We start from the raw sequence: 17,147 nt of genomic DNA, 5'->3' as shown, positions 1-17,147 counted from the left end.
CCGGATGCATCCTGCCCAGGGCACACGCGCGGACACGCGCGATCGGTCTCATGGGAGCATCTCCTTGCGCACGTCGGCGATATGCCCGCGCAGCGCGGCCGCCGCCACCATGGCGGGACTGGCCAGATGGGTGCGGCTGGCCGGCCCCTGGCGGTTCTCGAAATTGCGATTGCTGGTGGCGATGCAGCGCGCGCCGGCGGGCACCATGTCATCGTTGATGCTGACGCACATGGAGCAGCCGGCCTCGCGCCATTCGAACCCGGCGTCGCGGAACACGCGATGCAGGCCCAGCGCCTCGGCTTCGCGCTTGACAGCCATGGAGCCCGGCACCACCAGCGCGCGCACGCCCGGGGCGACGCGCCGGCCCCGCACGACGGCGGCGGCGGCCTGCAGGTCGGACAGACGGGAATTGGTACAGGATCCGATGAAGGCGACATCCACGGGGATGCCCTCCAGCGGCATGCCGGGCGTCAAACCCATGTAGTCCAGGGCCGCCGCGACGCTCTCGCGCTGCCTGGCGTCGGCGTAACCGGCGGGGTCGGGAACACGGCCGTCCACGCCGCCGACATGGGCCGGCGTCGTACCCCAGGTGACCTGCGGCGCCATGTCCGCGCAGTCGACCGCCACATCGCGGTCGAAAACCGCATCGGCATCGCTGCGCAGCGCCCGCCACGCCCGCACGGCCTGCTCGAACGCCGCGCCCGCGGGGGCGAACTCGCGTCCCCGCACATATTCGAAGGTCGCCTCGTCGGGCGCGACCAGGCCCAGCCGCGCGCCCAGCTCGATGGACATATTGCACAGCGTCAGACGGCCTTCCACCGGCAATGCGCGCACGGCGTCGCCCACATACTCGACGGCGCAGCCGCGCCCGCCCGCCACGCCCAGCGCGCCCATGGCCAGCAGGATCAGGTCCTTGGCCGCGATACCCGCACCCGGCCGCCCCTGGAACCGCACGCGCATAGTGCGGGGCCGCGCCAGTGCCAGGGTCTGCGTGGCGAGGACATGTTCGACCTCGCTGGTGCCGACGCCGATGCCCAGCGCCCCCAGCCCGCCGGCCGTCGATGTATGGCTATCGCCGCAGGCCAGGATGCTGCCCGGCAGCGCGAACCCCAGTTCCGGCGCAATGACGTGGACGATGCCCTGGCGCGGATCCTCGATGCCGAAATGACGGATATGGCCTTGCAAGGCATTGGCGCGCATCAGCGTCAGCAGTTCGCGGCCGCCGGGGTAGCTGTCCTCGTCGCGTCCCGGCCGGGTGGAAACGATGTGATCCTGCGTGGCGATGGTCAGTTCGGGATGCCGCACGGTACGGCCTTCCCGCGCCAGCCCGGCGAAGGCGACGGCGCTGGTCGTTTCCTGCAGCACGTGGCGGTCGACGAACACCAGGTCGCGGCCGTCGTCCAGCCGATCGATCAGATGCGCGTCCCAGATCCTATCGAAGACGGTCCGCGGGGAGTCGCCCCCGCTCCGCGGGTCCTGGACCTTCGAACGCGGCCGGGCGGCGTCGCCGCCAGCGATGCGTGGCATGATTTTTTCTCCTCCAGGGATGCTGCAGCGCAACCCGGCTTATCCATCGCCGCGCGATCCTGCCGTGCGGTTTTCCGCTTTATTCTTCGCGGAGATTTTGCGTTAGGATAAATGCAAGCCCTGGCGCTTCAAACCAAAATTTATGCAGGGTCCCTTGAGAAAAACTCAGAGCACATGGCCAGACGCCTTCCACCCTTGAACGCGTTGCGGGCCTTCGAGGCCACCGCGCGCAACGGCAGCCTGACCCGCGCCGCCCAGGAACTTTCCGTCACCCAGGGCGCCGTCAGCCGCCACGTCAGTCAGTTGGAAGATTGGCTGGGTGTCCAGCTCTGCCTGCGCCTGCGCCATGGCATCGAGACCACGGTCGAGGGCGCCAGCTACGCGGCGACCCTGCGCGCCGCATTCGACCTGATCGAAACGCAGACGCGCCAGCTGCGGGCACGGCCCACCGACAACATCCTGCGCATCAAGCTGCCGCCCACGTTCGCCATTCGCTGGTTCGTGCCCCGGCTGGCGCGCTTTCACGCACTGTATCGCCACATCGACGTGCACATCACGACCTCGCACCAGCAAGTGGAATTCGATCGCGACGAAGTCGACCTGTGCATCCATTCCGGGCCGGCGCCGATCCCGGGGGCGATCTGCCGCAAGCTGTTCGGAGAGATCCTGCTGCCGGTCTGCAGCCCCGGCCTGTTCAGGAACGCCCCTCCCCCGCGCGAGCCCGCGGATCTTTCGCGTTTCGTGCTGTTGTGCTCCATGCACCGCGCGTCGGACTGGCCGGACTGGCTGGCCGCCGCCAACGTAACGACCATCGACGGCAACAGCGGCCTGAAGTTCGAGAACTCCGCGCTGGCCTATCAGGCGGCCACCGACGAACTGGGCATCGTCATGGCGCAGCGCGCCTTCGTAGAGGACGACCTGCGCACCGGGCGCCTGCTGGCGCCCCTGGCGCTGCGGGTGAACACCGCCAACGCCTACTACCTGGCCTACCCGAAGGGCCGGCAGGATACGCCGATGATCAAGGCCTTCGAGGAATGGATCGTCCAGGAGACCGCGCAGATGGAGGAAGCCGCCCGATAAGCCCGCAGGGCCGCGGGCATCGCCAGGCGGCGCGCGCTCAGGCGATATCGAGCGGGTCGAAAGACTTCACCAGATCATCCAGACGCTTGAGCTGCGTCAGGAAAGGCTCCAGCTTGTCCAGCGGCAAGGCGCTGGGGCCGTCGCATTTCGCGTTGTCCGGATCCGGGTGGGCCTCCAGGAACAGTCCGGCCAGGCCCGCGCCCATGCCCGCGCGCGCCAGTTCGACGACCTGCTCGCGGCGTCCGCCCGAAGCCGCCGCGCCGGCGGCACGCTGCTGCAGCGCGTGCGTCACGTCGAAGATCACCGGACGGTTGCCGCTGACTTTCTTCATCACGCCGAAGCCCAGCATATCGACCACCAGGTTGTCGTAGCCGAAACTGGTGCCGCGATCGCACAGGATGATCTGTTCATTGCCCGCCTCGACGATTTTCTCGACGACGTTCTGGATCTGCGACGGGCTCATGAACTGCGGCTTCTTGATGTTGATCACGCGGCCGGTCCTGGCCAGTGCCACCGCCAGATCCGTCTGCCGCGCCAGGAAGGCCGGCAATTGCAGGACATCCACCACCTGGGCGACCGGATCCGCCTGCCAGGGCTCGTGCACGTCCGTCAGCACCGGCACGCCGAACTCGGTTTTCACGGCTTCGAATATCCGCAGGCCTTCTTCCAGGCCGGGTCCGCGATAGGAATGGATGGACGAGCGGTTCGCCTTGTCGAAAGACGCCTTGAAAACGTAAGGGATACCGAGCTTGCGCGTGACGTTCTGGTAGTGCTCGCACGAGCGCAAGGCCAGGTCGCGCGATTCCAGCACATTGATGCCGCCAAAAAGCACGAACGGCCGATCGTTACCGCAAGCGATATCCGGCGTAATGGAAACAAGGGACTGAGACATGGTCGGGGTCCGGACAGAAGAAAAGTAGAATCATAGTCTCCCGGCCCGGCTTCAAGAAAATGAACATGCCCGCCACGCGCACGTCCCGCCCCGCGCTTCCCGACGCCATCGATTTCCGCCTGGCATCCCCCGATCGCGACGCCGCCGAGCTGACCGCCCTGCTGCACCGCGCCTATGCGCGGCTCGGCGACATGGGCCTGCGCTACATGGCCGTCGACCAGACCGTAGATATCACGCGGCAACGCATGGCCATGGGGGAATGCCATCTGGCAGTGCTGGATGGCGCGATCGTCGGCACCGTGCTTTTCAAGCCCACGGACCGCACACGTGGCAGCCCATGGCTGGACCAGCCGGATATCGCCAGCCTGGCACAACTGGCCGTGGATCCCCTGATCCAGGGAGCCGGGCTGGGCAACCGCCTGATGGCCCTGGCCGAAAAGCGCGCCAGGGAATCAGGCGCGCGCGAAATCGCCCTCGATACGGCGGAACCCGCCACGCATCTCAGGCGCTGGTATTCGTCGCGCGGTTACCGCTTCATCGAGTACGCGCAATGGAAGCACACCAACTACCGCAGCGCGGTCATGAGCAAGGCATTGCCGGCTTAGGCGATCGCTACGGGTCTTGTGAAGGAAGACCGGCAACGGGACTCCGCGTAGCAGGCCGGGGCGCAAAAAAAACCCGCAGGGCGCAATGCCATGCGGGTTCTTGCCTGGATCTCCTTACGCAGCCATGTCCGGCGGCCCGTCATGCCCGGACTGGCAAGCTTGCCTGGGGTACCCGATCAGGGCTGCGTCGCTGGAGAACATCAAACCGGCGTATAGATGAAGTTCTGGATGATGCTGCTGGGCAGCTTCGCTCCCCCGTCGCGAATGGCGGGGCCAAACAGGGCATTGAACAGGTCTATCTTCCTGTTCTCCACCGAGATCATATCTAGGGAATCGAGATGACCCACCTGATATTCGGACTGCCGCCCGAACCCTTGGGCGGGTTTGTAAATGGAAAACGAATCGCCAGGTGCCGGCGTTCCGAACATTTCGGCGCGCAGGCCGTCCGCTTCTATCACCGTACCGCGCGAATCGAAGGCTCGCGGTGCGGTCTTTTCACCGGTAATCCTGTTTTCCACCGTATAGAGCGGCTGTTTGACGGTCCCGCCGAATTCGATCGAGAATGGCCCACGCGCAAAGACGTCTGCCTTGGAGCCGAAGAAAGCGGCGGCGCCCGTATTGCCAGGAAGGGCCCGCACTTCTCCATCGACCGCGCGCAAATCGAAATAAAGCTGGCCTTCCTGATGATTGGCGTCGACGCGGTCGTAGTCGAATTGGCCTTCGATCCAGCTTTCGGCCCAGGCGCGATCGCGCGTGCGGCCCATGGCCGCTTCCTTCTCCCGTACCTGGCTGACCAGGCCCTCGTAGTTGCCGGAATCCTTCAGCCGCTGTACGGCAGCCTGCTGCAGGGTGCCGTAGAGACCGCTTTTCTTGGTCTCGGAGATCACAAAGTCGTATGTGGCCTGCAAGGTTCCGACACGCTGGGCCGCTGCGGACTTCGGACCCAGCGTCGGGTCCTGCCGCATACGGTTGACCAGGGTTTTCACCGCTTGTTGGGCCTGGTTGATCAGTCCGACTTTTTCCTGCAGCTGCACGGTCTCGTAAGAAGGCGTGCCGCACATTCCATTGGATAGGAATGCACCCCGGCCGATGTCCGGTTGGGCGGAAGAGGCCGTGGGCGCCTCGTAGGAAGCGAATGCCTCTGCCGCGCCGAGCGTGCCGCCCTGCGGCGCGGTGGGGGCCTGGTATCCGGCGTAGGCAGGACCGGGATTGGAATTGACTGAGGTAATAGACATATGAGGGCTCCTTATCGCGCATTGAAAGCAATGCGCAAGTAAGTGGCCGTCGCCATCCGTCCCTCTCGGGCCGGAGTCCGATTTCCTGGGCGATTTTGTCGTACTGGAACCACGGCATTAAACGCTACTGTTACCGCGGCTTGCCAGAGATGACAGGAACACAAGACGCGCCGTGCAGTCCTGCTCAGGCATGAGCAGGCACTGATCAATCGCATCGACTAGGACACGGTATGCGCGTCCCGGCTACCAGGTAACAAAACCCGCAAAACCAAGTTCATGCGAGTTTAGGCACTGCCAGCACAAAGATCGCCAAGTTTTTGGCCTATATGACGCACTGGAACGACACGCGATGAGCCGTGCCTTATCCAATCCACCTGTGCCGAAGCTCGCTTCCGGCAGCGGGATGCGCGGCGCTGTTAACGGCGGACGCCCCCCTGTCAGGACAAGGTTTGATGCATAGACAACTATTATTTTTGCCCATACAATTATTTTATGGATCTTGAGTTCGATCCAGCCAAAGACGCCGCCAACATCGCCAAGCACGGCCTATCGCTCAGCGATGCGCTGCTGGTCTACGAAGCGCCGAACAAGGTCACGCTGCAGTCAATGCGCGGGGGCGAAAACCGGCTGATGGACGTGGCGATGGTGGAAGTGGCTGGCGTTGTCCTGGTCTTGGTGTACATGATTCGAGGCAACTCGGTACGTGCGATTTCCCTGCGCCGCGCGTCAAAGATCGAACGGAGGCTGTATGAAGAAGCACAGCAAAACTGATTGGGACCGGGTCAAGGCGGAGGCGGCAGCGGAAACACCTGTGCCCCATAATCCGAAAACCGACCCCTACGACCCGAACGACGAGGCCGCGGTGCGCGCGTATTGGAATGCTGCCAAAGTCACGCGCCCTGGTCGGCCGCGTGTCTTGGTGACGCGCCCCACGCTAAACATGCGAGTCGATGCGGACGTCATGGAACACTTGCGCCGGTCCGGCAAGGGCTGGCAGACTCGTGTGAATAAGGTACTGCGCGAGGCGGTAGAAAAAGGCGTTCTTTAAGGGCGATGGCACCACCTGCATACGTCGGTCTTGGATTTGGCTTATCGGCCGCTCGTCGATCCGCGGGAATACACCTTATTCCAACTTATCAAGCACCGATTAGACATATCCACCCACGCGCACGCTGGTCTTGCCCTGGATGATGCCCAGCACCAGCGCGCTTTTGCACTTGGCTGTCCAACGTTTGATGTCTTCTTCCATCTACAGAGGCGTCGCGTGTTCATTTCTCCAGGTCCTTTCGTAAATCGCAGTGTCGAGGGGCAAGCGCACCCTCGTCGCATTGGGACTAGCCCTGGATGGAGACGTTGGTGATTTCCTCGCTTCTGCGCCAGAGTTCTTCGGCCGCGTCCGGGTCGACCGCATAGGCTAGGACGCCAGTGCCGCGATTGGCACGATCTTCAGACAGACCGAAAGAGTTGCCATCTGGCAGAATCGGAGCGATATCGGAATCGGCGCAGAACACCCCGCCTTTACCATCGAGTTGCGGACTGACCGCACACCAGACATGGGTGGCCGCGCCCTGCGGCACCGATTTCAAGTCACGGGCCAGATCGATGACCGGGCGCCCATTCTGATCGACGAATCCGGTCTTTTTCAGCATTTCCACCCCCACATGCGTGCCGAGGTTCGTCCCCGCGATTCCACCCGGATGGAGCGCGAATGCGCGAATGCCCTCGTCCTTGCCTCGCCGATCGAGGCCAACCGCGAAGAGGATGTTGGCGGTCTTCGACTGACCGTAGGCTTTGAAAGGTTCATAATCGCGGCGTTCGAAATTGATGTCGTTGAAGACGACCGGCGAGAAGCGGTGCCCAGCGGACGAGACGGATACGACGCGCGCGCCACCGGCGCGCTTGAGTGCCGGCCAAAGTCGCAGAGCCAGTCTGAAATGGCCAAGGTGGTTGGTGGAAAACTGAAGTTCATTGCCTTGAGCGTCGCGCTTCAGCTCGGGCAGCGCCATGATGCCGGCGTTGTTGATGAGTAGATGAAGTGGCAGGCCCGTTTCAACGAAATCGCGTGCGAAGTCATCGATCGAGTGAGGATCGGTGAGATCCATCGATTGAACCTCCATACCGCCACCGACTTCGGCGACGGCTCTGCGCGCACGCTCGACATCACGCGCCGGCACGATGATGCGCGCACCGGCAGACGCAAGCGAGCGTGCCGCTTCAAGCCCGAGGCCCGAATAACCTCCCGTAACGATAGCCACCTTGCCGACCAGATCGATGCCCTTGATGACGTCGGCGGTCGTGGAGGCGCGACTGAAGCCTGAACCGATGGGTGCTTGTGCTGTGCTCATTGCCATATCTTCTTTTCCTTGATCAAACCAAGTTCGTGGTGCCCCATGCGATGGCGTGGCATCTCACTTCCATCAGGCCCGGGAAAATGGCGGCACGGTTCGGCCATCGACCGTCATGCCGGAGAACGCCAGCATCGGCGCCAGGGTTGCGTTGTTCTCGGACGGGAAATTCAGCTTCGGCTTGGAGACCAGGCTGAGTTTGCCGATATGCTCGGCGGACAACGTCACTTCGAGAGAATCGAGATTGGCTTTGAGCTGATCTAGCCGCCTGGCACCGATCAGGGTGGATGTGACCCCAGCCTGCAAGCGGACCCAGGCCAGCGCCACCGACGCGGGGCTGATGCCAAGCTCCGATGCAAGCTCCAGGACGGCTTCGATGATGTCGTAGTCGGCCTCGCCCGGCACGCCGACCATGCTCGTACGCTTCGTATCGATCTGGCCTGCACCGCCGCGCCGAAACTTGCCGCTCAGGAAACCGCTCTTGAGCGGTGACCACGGCATGACGCCCATTCCCATCGCTTGCGCCATCGGAAACAGTTCGCCCTCGCTCGTCCGTTCCAGCAGCGAATATTCGAGTTGCAGCGCGATGATCGGCGCCCATCCGCGGAAACGAGTGATCGTCTGGGCCTCGGCCGTCTTCCAGGCAGGGATATCCGAGAACCCGACATAACGGATCTTGCCCGCCGTGACGAGATCGTCGAGGCCACGCAACGTTTCCTCGATCGGTACCATCCGATCCCAGTTGTGCAGCCAGTAGATGTCGATGTAGTCGCTCCGGAGCCGGTTCAACGAGGCTTCGCACTGCTGAACGAGCGCCTTGCGTCCGGCGCCACCACCGTTCGGGTCACCCGGAAATAGGTTGCAATAGAACTTCGTGCCAAGCACGATCTCGTCGCGCCGGACTTTGTTCTGCTTGAGATAGTCGCCGATGATCCGCTCGGAATGGCCGGCGGTATAGATATTGGCCGTATCCACGAAGTTCCCGCCGCGATTTCGATATTCGTCGAGCATGGCGAACGACTCTTCGGAGCTTGCGCCCCAACCGAAGTCTTCGCCGAAGGTCATGGTTCCGAGGCAATACGGACTCACGCGCAAGCCTGAACGGCCGAGCGTGACATAGTGATTGAGAGGCAACGATTTCTCCTGTCCAGGTCAGAAAATTCTGCCAATGACGAATAGCCTCTTTGCATGGTAGGGTGTCGGCGACGTACGAAGAAGTCGTATCCGTTCAATTTTTATGCGCGAGAGTTCAATTTTGTTAGCCGATCCGCTCTCGGACCTGCTGAATTTCCTTCAAGCGAGGTGCCGCTTGTCCGGGCGAGTCGTAGCTGGCGGAACTTGGGCACGCCGCTTCGCCAATCTGGACGCGATCAAATTCTGCGCGGTCACAGAGGGAGGCTGCTGGTATTCGATCGATGGCATGTCCGAGCCGGCCAGGGTGGACGCGGGCGATGTCTTGATCACCAATGGCACACGCACGCTGACGCTGGCCAGCGCCGCATCCCTGATCCAGAGAGCAACGACCACGCCTCTCGTTAGAGATGACGACGGCGAGTTTCAGCTTGGGCAAGGCCGCGACTTCGTCATGCTGGGCGGCACAGTGCAAGTCGATGCCGATCGGCAATCGCTACTCTTGAACGGTTTGCCGCCTCTCATTCATGTGCGAGGAACTACGGGCGAAGCCGAGCCGCTTTCCTGGTTGCTTGAACAACTGGTGTCGGAAATGAAAGGAGGACGCCCCGGCGGTGCCGTCGTCATAGCGGGGATAACGCAATTATTGTTCGTTCAGACATTGCGAGCCTATTTGGCTCAAGCGTCAAACGGCGATGGTGGCTGGTTGAAAGGCTTTGGTGATCAACGGCTGGCCGTTGTGCTCAGTAGCATTCATGGCGAACCGTCCCACAACTGGGGCCTGGAAGAGCTTGCAAGAAAAGCCGGGATGTCGAGAACATCGCTTGCGGTTCGATTCCGCGAAATAATGGGCATTCCACCTCTCGCTTACCTGACCCAATGGCGGATGTATCTGGCGCGCCGCGAACTTCGGGCGGGCGCTTCAATTTCCGAGGCCGCGGCGACGGTTGGGTACGCGTCCGAAAGTGCCTTCAGCAATGCGTTCAAGCGCGTGATGGATGTTGCGCCCGGCCAATACAGGAGAACCGTGCAGGGAGATGGCGAAACACCGCAAACTGACAGCAAGGCAGGCGCAACCGGATTTTAGAAGAGGCGGCCGAGCGGATTTGGATGATGGGCACCCTTGAGCACCCGGCCCTAGGCGCCATGATGCTCACCGAAAGTCGAGTGCCTGGTCGTATCGTTGGGCAATGGCATGACGTGGGGGCAGCCGCACTCCAGCCACGCCCAGGTCGGCTACACGGCAGCTGGCCTGAAATCGCGGCCAGCTGTGGCGAAATTCGGTGCCGTGAAGTTAGCAGGAAACAAAAACCCGCAGAGCCTTACGCTGTGCGGGTTTTGGGGCAATGCGAGCCAAGTCTGTGCAAGCTCTTGGCGGAGACGGTGGGATTCGAACCCACGATGCAGTTTTTAGCCACATACTCCCTTAGCAGGGGAGCCCCTTCAGCCTCTCGGGCACGTCTCCGAAGAATTCGCGATTCTAGCATAAAGAACCGCGGTTTCGCTGTCATCCGGCCGCAACAGCGCCGGGCGGCAGCAGGGTTTCAACACTACCCTTAGGCCTTTTCGCCCGGCGCCTGGTCCAGGCCGAACGCCTTGTGCAGCGAGCGCACGGCCAGTTCCATGTACTTGTCGTCGATGATCACCGAAGTCTTGATTTCGCTGGTGCTGATCATCTGGATGTTGATGCCTTCGTTCGACAGCGTCTGGAACATCAGGCTGGCGACGCCGACGTGCGAGCGCATGCCGATACCGACGATGGACACCTTGCAGACCTTGTCGTCCGTGACCAGTTCGCGGGCGTGCACCGCGGGCATGACGTCGCGCTTGAGCACGTCGATGGTGCGCAGGAATTCGTTGCGGTTGACGGTGAAGGAGAAGTCCGTGGTGCCGGCGACCGATTGGTTCTGCACGATCATGTCGACGTCGATGTTGGCGGCGGCGACGGGGCCCAGGATGGAATAGGCGACGCCCGGCTTGTCCGGCACGGCCAACAGGGTGATCTTGGCTTCGTCGCGGCTGAAGGCGATGCCGGAGACAACGGCGGCTTCCATTTTTTCGTCATCCTCAAAGGTAATCAGCGTGCCCGAGCGCATTTCCTCGTCGAGCGGAATCATGGGGTCGGTCAGCGAGGACAGTACGCGCGTGGGGACGCGATACTTGCCGGCGAACTCGACGGAGCGGATCTGCAGGACCTTGGAGCCCAGCGAGGCCATTTCCAGCATTTCCTCGAAGGACACCACCGGCATGCGGCGCGCTTCCGGCACGACGCGCGGGTCGGTCGTGTACACGCCATCCACATCGGTGTAGATCAGGCATTCGTCGGCCTTGATGGCGGCGGCCACGGCGACGGCGGACGTATCGGAACCGCCGCGACCCAGCGTGGTGATGTGCCCTTCGTCATCGACGCCCTGGAAACCGGTCACGATCACGACACGGCCGGCGTCCAGGTCGGCACGGATGCGCGCATCGTCGATCGACGTGATGCGGGCCTTGGTGTAGGCAGAGTCGGTACGGACGGGCACTTGCCAGCCGGCGTAGCTGCGCGCTTCCACGCCTTCGGCGTGCAGCGCGATGGCCAGCAGGCCGCTGGACGCCTGTTCGCCGGTGGCGGCTATCATGTCCAGTTCGCGGCCGTCAGGCTGCGGGGCGATCTCGCGTGCCAGGCCCAGCAGGCGATTGGTTTCACCCGACATGGCGGATGGCACGACCACGACTTTGTGGCCGGCGGCATGCCACTTCGCGACGCGGCGCGCCACGTTCTTGATGCGCTCGACCGAGCCCATCGAGGTACCGCCATATTTGTGAACGATCAGGGACATCTCGTACTCTGGCTGGAAATCTGCCGGTCATGCCCGGCAGGCAAAAGTGGGCTATTTTACCGTGCCGTGGAAAAAGCGCTGGAAAGGCGGCCGGACGGTGTCCACGATGCGCCGTTGGCAAGCCGCCACCGTCCGGCGTTCAGGCCGCTTCCCGTGGCTCGACGCTGACCCGTCCCCGGATGCAACGCACGCGGTGGCCGGCATGGTTCCAGACCAGTTGGCGGTCGTGCCCCAGGCTATGCAGTTGCCGCAATTGCTTGAGCAGCTCCGCCAGCCGCGCCTCTGTGGGCATGCGCGCGCCCTGCCGTCCCAGCCAGTAGCGCAGGACGTGGGCCTGCCGGGCGGCCGATAGGGATCGCCATGCCGCCAGGGAAAAGCTGTCGCCCGTGGCAGAGGGATCCAGCCCGGCGAAATCGGCGCTGGCGACCTCGCCCAGGATCTGCGCGGCTTCCCGCGCCAGGCGGGCATGGCGCGCGACGATGGCCTGCCAGCCGGGCCATCGCGCATCCAGGGCGGGCACCAGCAGGTTGCGCAGGGCGGCGCGGGTGTAGCGTTCGTCGGCATTGGAGGGATCCTGCACCGGCATCCATCCTTGCCGGGCCGCATAGGCTGCCGCGGCGTCGCGGATGCGGCCGCGGGGGATATCCAGCCAGGGCCGCAGGTAGACGACGCCGTCCCGCGCCGTGGCTGGCGACATGGCCGCCAGCCCCTCCGGTCCGGCGCCGCGCAGCAGGCGCAGCAGGACGGTTTCCGCCTGGTCGTCACGGTGATGGGCGAGCAGGATGTGGCGCAGTCCCAGGCTCGCCGCCGCCTGCCCCAGCGCGGCGTAGCGCGCCTGGCGCGCGGCGGCCTCGATGCCGGTACCGCCGCCGGCTGCCACCTGGACGCGCATGATGTGCGCGGGACATTGCAACGCCTCGCCCAGCCGGCGCACGGCATCGGCCCAGTCGCCGGCCTGTTCGTACAAGCCGTGGTGGATATGCAGAAGATGCAGCGGGACGCCCATACCCCGCGCCACCTCGGCCGCATGGACCGCCAGCATGACGGAATCGGCGCCGCCGCTGACGGCAACGCCCACGGGGATCGATTCCGCGCGGGCCGCCGACAGCGCATGCCGCAGCGGACGCATCAGCACGATGCGCGCGTCCTCGGGACCGGATGCGGGCTTGGCGCGGCCAACAGGGTCGGATTCGTCGCCGGTGGCCATGGCGCGCGGTCCCGGGAAGGTCAGGTGCGCGCTTCCTGGACGCGACCGTACGCCAGGACGCGTTGCAGGCGCTGTTCGACCAGCTGGTCGGCGCTCATGCCGGACAGCTGACGCAGGGTGTCGCCCAGGGACCGGCGCAGCAGCCGGGCCATGACGCGCGGATCGCGATGCGCGCCGCCGACGGGTTCGTTGACCACGCGGTCGATCAGGCCCAGGTCTTTCAGGCGCGGCGCGGTGATGCCCAGCGCTTCGGCGGCTTCCGGCGCCTTGTCGGCGCTGCGCCACAGGATGGACGCGCAGCCTTCGGGGGAAATCACGGAATAGGTGGCGTACTGCAGCATGAGGACCGCGTTGCCCACGGCAATGGCCAAAGCGCCGCCGGAGCCGCCTTCACCGATGATGGTGGCGATGATGGGAACGCGCAGTTCCGCCATGGCGTACAGGTTGTGGCCGATGGCTTCCGACTGCCCGCGTTCTTCCGCGCCGATGCCGGGGTAGGCGCCCGGGGTATCGACGAAGGTGAAAACCGGGATGCCGAATTTTTCCGCCAGGCGCATCAGGCGCATTGCCTTGCGATAGCCTTCGGGGCGCGGCATGCCGAAGTTGCGCATCGCGCGCTCTTTGGTGTCGCGGCCCTTCTGGTGGCCGATCACCATGCAGGACGTGCCATTGAAGCGGGCCAGGCCGCCGATGATGGACTGATCGTCGGCGAACATGCGGTCGCCGTGCAGTTCATGGAAATCCGTGAAGATCTCCCGCACGTAGTCCATGGTGTAGGGACGCTGCGGATGCCGCGCGACCAATGCGGTCTGCCACGGCGTCAGTTTGCCGTAGATTTCCTTGGCCAGGGCCTGGCTTTTCTGCTGCAGGCGTGCGATTTCGTCGGAGATGTCGACCGCGGAGTCGGCTTGCACGAAGCGCAGCTGTTCGATCTTGTTGTCGAGCTCGGCCAGCGGTTGTTCGAAATCCAGGAAGGTATTGCGCATGTAGGTGTGGTTCCGTTGTTGGGCCATGCGGTATCGGGACGTGGCCTAGACCGCCAGAGGGTCCAGGCTGCGCCACAGATACCAGGTTGCCACGGTACGCCAGGGTTGCCAGGCCAGCGAAACTTCCCGCGCTTCGAAGCGAGAGACGGGTTCGCCGCTGAAATAGTGTAGCGAGATCGCCTTGAGCAATCCCAGGTCGTCCAGCGGCAGGACGTCCGGCCGCTGGAGGTTGAAGATCAGGAACATTTCCGCCGTCCAGCGGCTGATGCCCCGGATGGCGACCAGTTCGTCGATGACCGCCTCGTCTTCCATCAGGGGCCAGCGGTCCGGATGGACGCGGCGCTCGCTGAAATGCAGCGCCAGATCCTGCACGTATTCGGCCTTGCGCTTGGACAGCCCGGCTTCGCGCAACCCCTCCACGCCGACACGCAGGACCGCGGTGGGCGAAGGCCGCGCCCCGGTCGCCTGGACGAAGCGCTGCCATGCGGCTTCGGCCGCCTTCACGGAAATCTGCTGGCCGACGATGGAACGCGCCAGCGTGACGAACGGAGTGCCCAGCGGGGTCAACCAGACTTCCGGATGCTGGGGAATGAGCTTTTTCAGAATGCGGTCGCGGCGCACCAGATGGGAAACGGCATCTTCCCAATAGTGGGGCTTGCTGACGGCGGTATCGGCGGACGGCATGACGGGCGGCTCCTGGATGCGGCTCAAACCCGGCGCCAATTCGTGACGCCGCCCGGCTTGTCTTCGAGCTCTATCCCGGCTTCGCGCAGCGCGCCGCGTATGCGGTCGGCTTCGGCGAAATCGCGATCGCGCTTGGCGGCGGCGCGCGCGTCGATGAGGCCCTGGATGGCCTGGTCGTCCATCACGGTCGAGGCGGCCGCGCCGGCCGGAGCGCCCTGCTTGTAGCGGGTGGACGTGCGCAGATAGGCCTGGGGGTCATGCTGCAGCAGGCCCAGGATGGCGCCCAGGGCCTTCAGTTGCCCGGCCGTGCGCGCGCTGCCGGTGCGGTTGGCGTCGCCCGCCAGCTGGAACAACGCCGCCACGGCGCCGGAAGTGTTGAAATCGTCGTCCATCGCGGCCTTGAAGGCCTGCGCCTGCGGCTCGTTCCAATCCACGCCCTGATCGTCGGGCGCCACGTTGGCCAGCGCCTGGTACAGGCGGTCCAGGGCGTTTTGCGCGTCGTTCAGGTTGTCCGGCGTGTAGTTCTGGGGGCTGCGGTAGTGATTGCGCACGATGAAGAAACGCAGCATTTCCGCTTCGCGCGCGTTGAAGGCGTAATCCGCCTTGCTGTCGTCCAGCGGGCCGGAGGCGACGGTCTGGCGGATGGTGCGGAAGTTGTTCAGCGACTTCGACATCTTGTCGTCGTCGACCATGAGCGGCCCGCAATGCATCCACACATTGGCCAGCACCCCACCGAAAGCGCCTTCGGTCTGCGCGATTTCGTTTTCGTGATGGGGGAATTTCAGGTCCGGCCCCCCGCCGTGGATATCGAGCGGCAGGCCCAGCAGGCTTTTGCTCATCGCGGAGCATTCGATATGCCAGCCCGGGCGCCCCATGCCGTAGGGCGACGGCCATTTGGTGTCGTCCGGCTCCTCGGTCTTGGCCGCCTTCCAGAGCACGAAATCCAGCGGATCGCGCTTGCCGGCGGCGACCGCCACGCGCTCGCCGGCGCGCAGGTCGTCCAGCGTCTTGCCGGAAAGCTTGCCGTAGCCGGGAAAGCCGCGCACCGCGAAATTGACGTCGCCGTCATCGGCCCGATAGGCGAGACCCTTGTCCTCGAGCTTGCCGATGATGTCGAGCATCTCGCCGATATGCGCGGTGGCGCGCGGCTCGTGATCCGGCGCCTGCACGCCCAGCGCGCGCTCGTCGGCATGCATGGCGTCGATGAAGAACGAGGTTACCTCGCCGATGCGGCGGTTGGTCTGCACGGCGCGGCGGATGATCTTGTCATCGATATCGGTGATGTTGCGCACGTAATCGACCCGCAGGCCGCTGGCGCGCAGCCAGCGCTGCACAATGTCGAAACCGACCAGCATCCGGGCATGGCCCAGGTGACAGTAATCGTAGACGGTCATGCCGCACACATACATGCGCACCCGGCCGGCTTCGACGGGGTTGAAAGGGACTTTCGTGCGCGATAGCGTGTCGTAGATGTGCAGCATAAATATGAGAGTGATGAGCCGGTATCGGGACGCCGCCATCGCCGCGTCCACGCGCCTGGCACGGGCGCGATCGCGGGGATGGGATGGGCCGGCATATCCCTGCCCGCCGGTGGTGCCGTGGGGCGGTCCTGGCGGCCGGCCTTTGCCCCAACCGATGGCCCCGCGCCTTGCCCAGTCCCTTGCCCGGCCCGGCCGCGCAGCGCGTCGTTTACCGGCGGTTGCCGCCCAGAAACTGAACCAAGGCTAAAATGGCGGTCGTCAAGTATAGCAAGCGGCCTGAGCGCGCGCGCATGACGCGTGGACTGGCTTACACTGGAAACCCTAGTGACCATCAAGACACGACTCCTTCCGGCCCTGCTGGCCACCGTCCTATTGTGGCTGCCCATAAGCTCGGCGCAGGCCCAGGGCATGCCCGGCGGCATGAGCGGCCCGGGCCGCAACAGCAATGCAACGACGCTGGACGAGCCGCCGCCCGAAGGCGGCTGGGACGCGCTGGCACGACTGCTGGAAGCGGCCAAGCCCGGAGTCGACACGCGCCTGCAACCCACGCCGTCGCAGATCACCGACAAGATCGAGCAATTGATCACCGCCGGCCGCAACGAGCAGGCACTGGCGATGATAGAAAAGCGCCTGGCCGACACCGCCAACCCGCCCCCGCCGGGCGGCACCGATGTCCAGCTGGAATTCCAGCATGCGCGCGTCCTGGCCGCCCTGGGCCGCGAACAGGAAGCGCTGGATATTTATGAACACATGACTTCACGCTATCCGGAGCTGCCGGAACCCTGGAACAACATGGCCGTGATCTACGCCAAGCGCGGCGAAATCGATCGTGCCGAAACGGCCCTGCGCAGTGCCTTGGTCGCCGACCCGAATTACGCGGCCGCGCGTGCCAACATGGCGGACGTGCAGTTGCTCCAGGCCAAGCGATCCTATGGAGAAGCCGCCAAACTCGGCGTTACCGGCAGCGGCAACAAAGCGCGCGCCGTCGACAATCTGTTGAAGGAACCGACCAGACAATGACGTTTTCAGCTTCTGTACTGCGCGTGCTGCGCTATGCGGCATGCGGCGTGGCATTCGCCGCGATCCTGCCGGCGGCCGCCGGCGCCGCACCCTCGGGCGCGGCCTCCACCAACACCACCGAAGGTAAACATT

Annotated in this window: 16 protein-coding genes, 1 tRNA gene and 1 pseudogene; 6 read left to right on the top strand and 12 right to left on the bottom strand. The window is 64.3% G+C overall.

Translation table 11 applies throughout. The features are described from left to right. Positions 1-48: 48 nt before the first annotated feature. The gene (gene leuC, locus ACO1P8_RS02055; RefSeq protein WP_486294264.1) at positions 49-1,527 is read right to left on the bottom strand and encodes a 3-isopropylmalate dehydratase large subunit; all 1,479 of its coding nucleotides are present in this window, start codon (positions 1,525-1,527) and stop codon (positions 49-51) included. Between the two features lie 174 nt (positions 1,528-1,701). On the opposite strand from leuC, the gene gcvA reads away from it, so the two are divergent. After that, complete coding sequence (gene gcvA / locus ACO1P8_RS02050) at positions 1,702-2,607, top strand: transcriptional regulator GcvA (RefSeq protein WP_486294263.1); 906 nt, start codon at positions 1,702-1,704, stop codon at positions 2,605-2,607. Positions 2,608-2,644: 37 nt separating this feature from the next. Here gcvA and kdsA read toward each other — a convergent pair whose 3' ends face one another. Continuing rightward, positions 2,645-3,499 (bottom strand): 3-deoxy-8-phosphooctulonate synthase, encoded by an 855-nt coding sequence (gene kdsA / locus ACO1P8_RS02045; RefSeq protein WP_486294262.1) that lies wholly within the window; start codon positions 3,497-3,499, stop codon positions 2,645-2,647. A 65-nt stretch (positions 3,500-3,564) separates the two neighbouring features. Between kdsA and ACO1P8_RS02040 the strand changes: the two genes are divergently transcribed. Then, complete coding sequence (locus tag ACO1P8_RS02040; RefSeq protein WP_486294261.1) at positions 3,565-4,104, top strand: GNAT family N-acetyltransferase; 540 nt, start codon at positions 3,565-3,567, stop codon at positions 4,102-4,104. Positions 4,105-4,304: 200 nt separating this feature from the next. On the opposite strand, the gene ACO1P8_RS02035 is transcribed toward ACO1P8_RS02040, so the two are convergent. Further along, the gene (locus ACO1P8_RS02035) at positions 4,305-5,138 is read right to left on the bottom strand and encodes a hypothetical protein (RefSeq protein WP_486294260.1); all 834 of its coding nucleotides are present in this window, start codon (positions 5,136-5,138) and stop codon (positions 4,305-4,307) included. A 693-nt stretch (positions 5,139-5,831) separates the two neighbouring features. On the opposite strand from ACO1P8_RS02035, the gene ACO1P8_RS02030 reads away from it, so the two are divergent. Both ACO1P8_RS02030 and ACO1P8_RS02025 read left to right on the top strand, forming a co-directional pair. Continuing rightward, on the top strand, positions 5,832-6,110 hold the full coding sequence (locus ACO1P8_RS02030) for a BrnT family toxin (RefSeq protein ID WP_486294259.1): 279 nt from the start codon (positions 5,832-5,834) through the stop codon (positions 6,108-6,110). Next, a complete protein-coding gene (locus ACO1P8_RS02025) occupies positions 6,088-6,387 on the top strand; it encodes a BrnA antitoxin family protein (protein ID WP_486294258.1) in 300 nt (99 codons plus the stop codon). Before ACO1P8_RS02030 ends, ACO1P8_RS02025 begins: the two co-directional genes overlap by 23 nt. A 120-nt stretch (positions 6,388-6,507) precedes the next feature. Here ACO1P8_RS02025 and ACO1P8_RS02020 read toward each other — a convergent pair. From ACO1P8_RS02020 to ACO1P8_RS02010, 3 genes and pseudogenes are all read right to left on the bottom strand, one after another. Then, positions 6,508-6,588, bottom strand: a pseudogene (locus ACO1P8_RS02020) (DUF1153 domain-containing protein); the annotation flags it as partial. A gap of 85 nt (positions 6,589-6,673) precedes the next feature. Continuing rightward, complete coding sequence (locus ACO1P8_RS02015; protein ID WP_486294257.1) at positions 6,674-7,684, bottom strand: SDR family NAD(P)-dependent oxidoreductase; 1,011 nt, start codon at positions 7,682-7,684, stop codon at positions 6,674-6,676. 72 nt (positions 7,685-7,756) lie between these two features. Then, positions 7,757-8,818: an aldo/keto reductase gene (locus ACO1P8_RS02010; protein ID WP_486294256.1), complete on the bottom strand. Its 1,062-nt coding sequence runs from the start codon at positions 8,816-8,818 to the stop codon at positions 7,757-7,759. Between the two features lie 103 nt (positions 8,819-8,921). Here ACO1P8_RS02010 and ACO1P8_RS02005 point away from each other — a divergent pair, with 103 nt between their 5' ends. Then, positions 8,922-9,902 carry an AraC family transcriptional regulator gene (locus tag ACO1P8_RS02005; protein ID WP_486294255.1) on the top strand — a complete coding sequence of 327 codons (981 nt, stop codon included), beginning with the start codon at positions 8,922-8,924 and terminating at the stop codon, positions 9,900-9,902. A gap of 285 nt (positions 9,903-10,187) precedes the next feature. Here ACO1P8_RS02005 and ACO1P8_RS02000 read toward each other — a convergent pair. The 6 genes from ACO1P8_RS02000 to cysS all read right to left on the bottom strand — a co-directional run bounded on the left by ACO1P8_RS02000 (position 10,188) and on the right by cysS (position 15,995). Beyond that, positions 10,188-10,280, bottom strand: a tRNA-Ser gene (locus tag ACO1P8_RS02000). A gap of 91 nt (positions 10,281-10,371) precedes the next feature. Beyond that, a complete protein-coding gene (locus tag ACO1P8_RS01995; RefSeq protein ID WP_094840962.1) occupies positions 10,372-11,637 on the bottom strand; it encodes an aspartate kinase in 1,266 nt (421 codons plus the stop codon). Positions 11,638-11,776: 139 nt separating this feature from the next. Beyond that, positions 11,777-12,757 (bottom strand): tRNA lysidine(34) synthetase TilS, encoded by a 981-nt coding sequence (gene tilS, locus ACO1P8_RS01990; protein ID WP_486294344.1) that lies wholly within the window; start codon positions 12,755-12,757, stop codon positions 11,777-11,779. Between the two features lie 107 nt (positions 12,758-12,864). Further along, a complete protein-coding gene (locus ACO1P8_RS01985) occupies positions 12,865-13,830 on the bottom strand; it encodes an acetyl-CoA carboxylase carboxyltransferase subunit alpha (protein ID WP_094844485.1) in 966 nt (321 codons plus the stop codon). A gap of 45 nt (positions 13,831-13,875) precedes the next feature. Continuing rightward, positions 13,876-14,514: a DNA-3-methyladenine glycosylase family protein gene (locus ACO1P8_RS01980; protein ID WP_094840961.1), complete on the bottom strand. Its 639-nt coding sequence runs from the start codon at positions 14,512-14,514 to the stop codon at positions 13,876-13,878. A gap of 23 nt (positions 14,515-14,537) precedes the next feature. Continuing rightward, positions 14,538-15,995, bottom strand: a complete 1,458-nt coding sequence (gene cysS / locus ACO1P8_RS01975; protein WP_486294254.1) for a cysteine--tRNA ligase — start codon at positions 15,993-15,995, stop codon at positions 14,538-14,540. A 324-nt stretch (positions 15,996-16,319) separates the two neighbouring features. On the opposite strand from cysS, the gene ACO1P8_RS01970 reads away from it, so the two are divergent. Further along, positions 16,320-17,015 (top strand): tetratricopeptide repeat protein, encoded by a 696-nt coding sequence (locus ACO1P8_RS01970; protein ID WP_486294343.1) that lies wholly within the window; start codon positions 16,320-16,322, stop codon positions 17,013-17,015. Positions 17,016-17,147 lie beyond the last annotated feature (132 nt).

It is taken from the genome of Bordetella sp., assembly GCF_057362025.1.
The sequence above is the reverse complement of the archived record's forward strand: the minus strand, read 5'-3'. Positions and strand labels throughout refer to the sequence as shown.

Bases quoted from the DNA above. Each gene is read 5' to 3' on its own strand.
- leuC (WP_486294264.1), bottom strand. From the start codon at position 1,527: ATGCCACGCATCGCTGGCGGCGACGCCGCCCGGCCGCGTTCGAAGGTC.
- gcvA (WP_486294263.1), top strand. From the start codon at position 1,702: ATGGCCAGACGCCTTCCACCCTTGAACGCGTTGCGGGCCTTCGAGGCC.
- kdsA (WP_486294262.1), bottom strand. From the start codon at position 3,499: ATGTCTCAGTCCCTTGTTTCCATTACGCCGGATATCGCTTGCGGTAAC.
- ACO1P8_RS02040 (WP_486294261.1), top strand. From the start codon at position 3,565: ATGCCCGCCACGCGCACGTCCCGCCCCGCGCTTCCCGACGCCATCGAT.
- ACO1P8_RS02030 (WP_486294259.1), top strand. From the start codon at position 5,832: ATGGATCTTGAGTTCGATCCAGCCAAAGACGCCGCCAACATCGCCAAG.
- ACO1P8_RS02025 (WP_486294258.1), top strand. From the start codon at position 6,088: ATGAAGAAGCACAGCAAAACTGATTGGGACCGGGTCAAGGCGGAGGCG.
- ACO1P8_RS02015 (WP_486294257.1), bottom strand. From the start codon at position 7,684: ATGAGCACAGCACAAGCACCCATCGGTTCAGGCTTCAGTCGCGCCTCC.
- ACO1P8_RS02005 (WP_486294255.1), top strand. From the start codon at position 8,922: ATGCGCGAGAGTTCAATTTTGTTAGCCGATCCGCTCTCGGACCTGCTG.
- ACO1P8_RS01995 (WP_094840962.1), bottom strand. From the start codon at position 11,637: ATGTCCCTGATCGTTCACAAATATGGCGGTACCTCGATGGGCTCGGTC.
- ACO1P8_RS01985 (WP_094844485.1), bottom strand. From the start codon at position 13,830: ATGCGCAATACCTTCCTGGATTTCGAACAACCGCTGGCCGAGCTCGAC.
- ACO1P8_RS01980 (WP_094840961.1), bottom strand. From the start codon at position 14,514: ATGCCGTCCGCCGATACCGCCGTCAGCAAGCCCCACTATTGGGAAGAT.
- cysS (WP_486294254.1), bottom strand. From the start codon at position 15,995: ATGCTGCACATCTACGACACGCTATCGCGCACGAAAGTCCCTTTCAAC.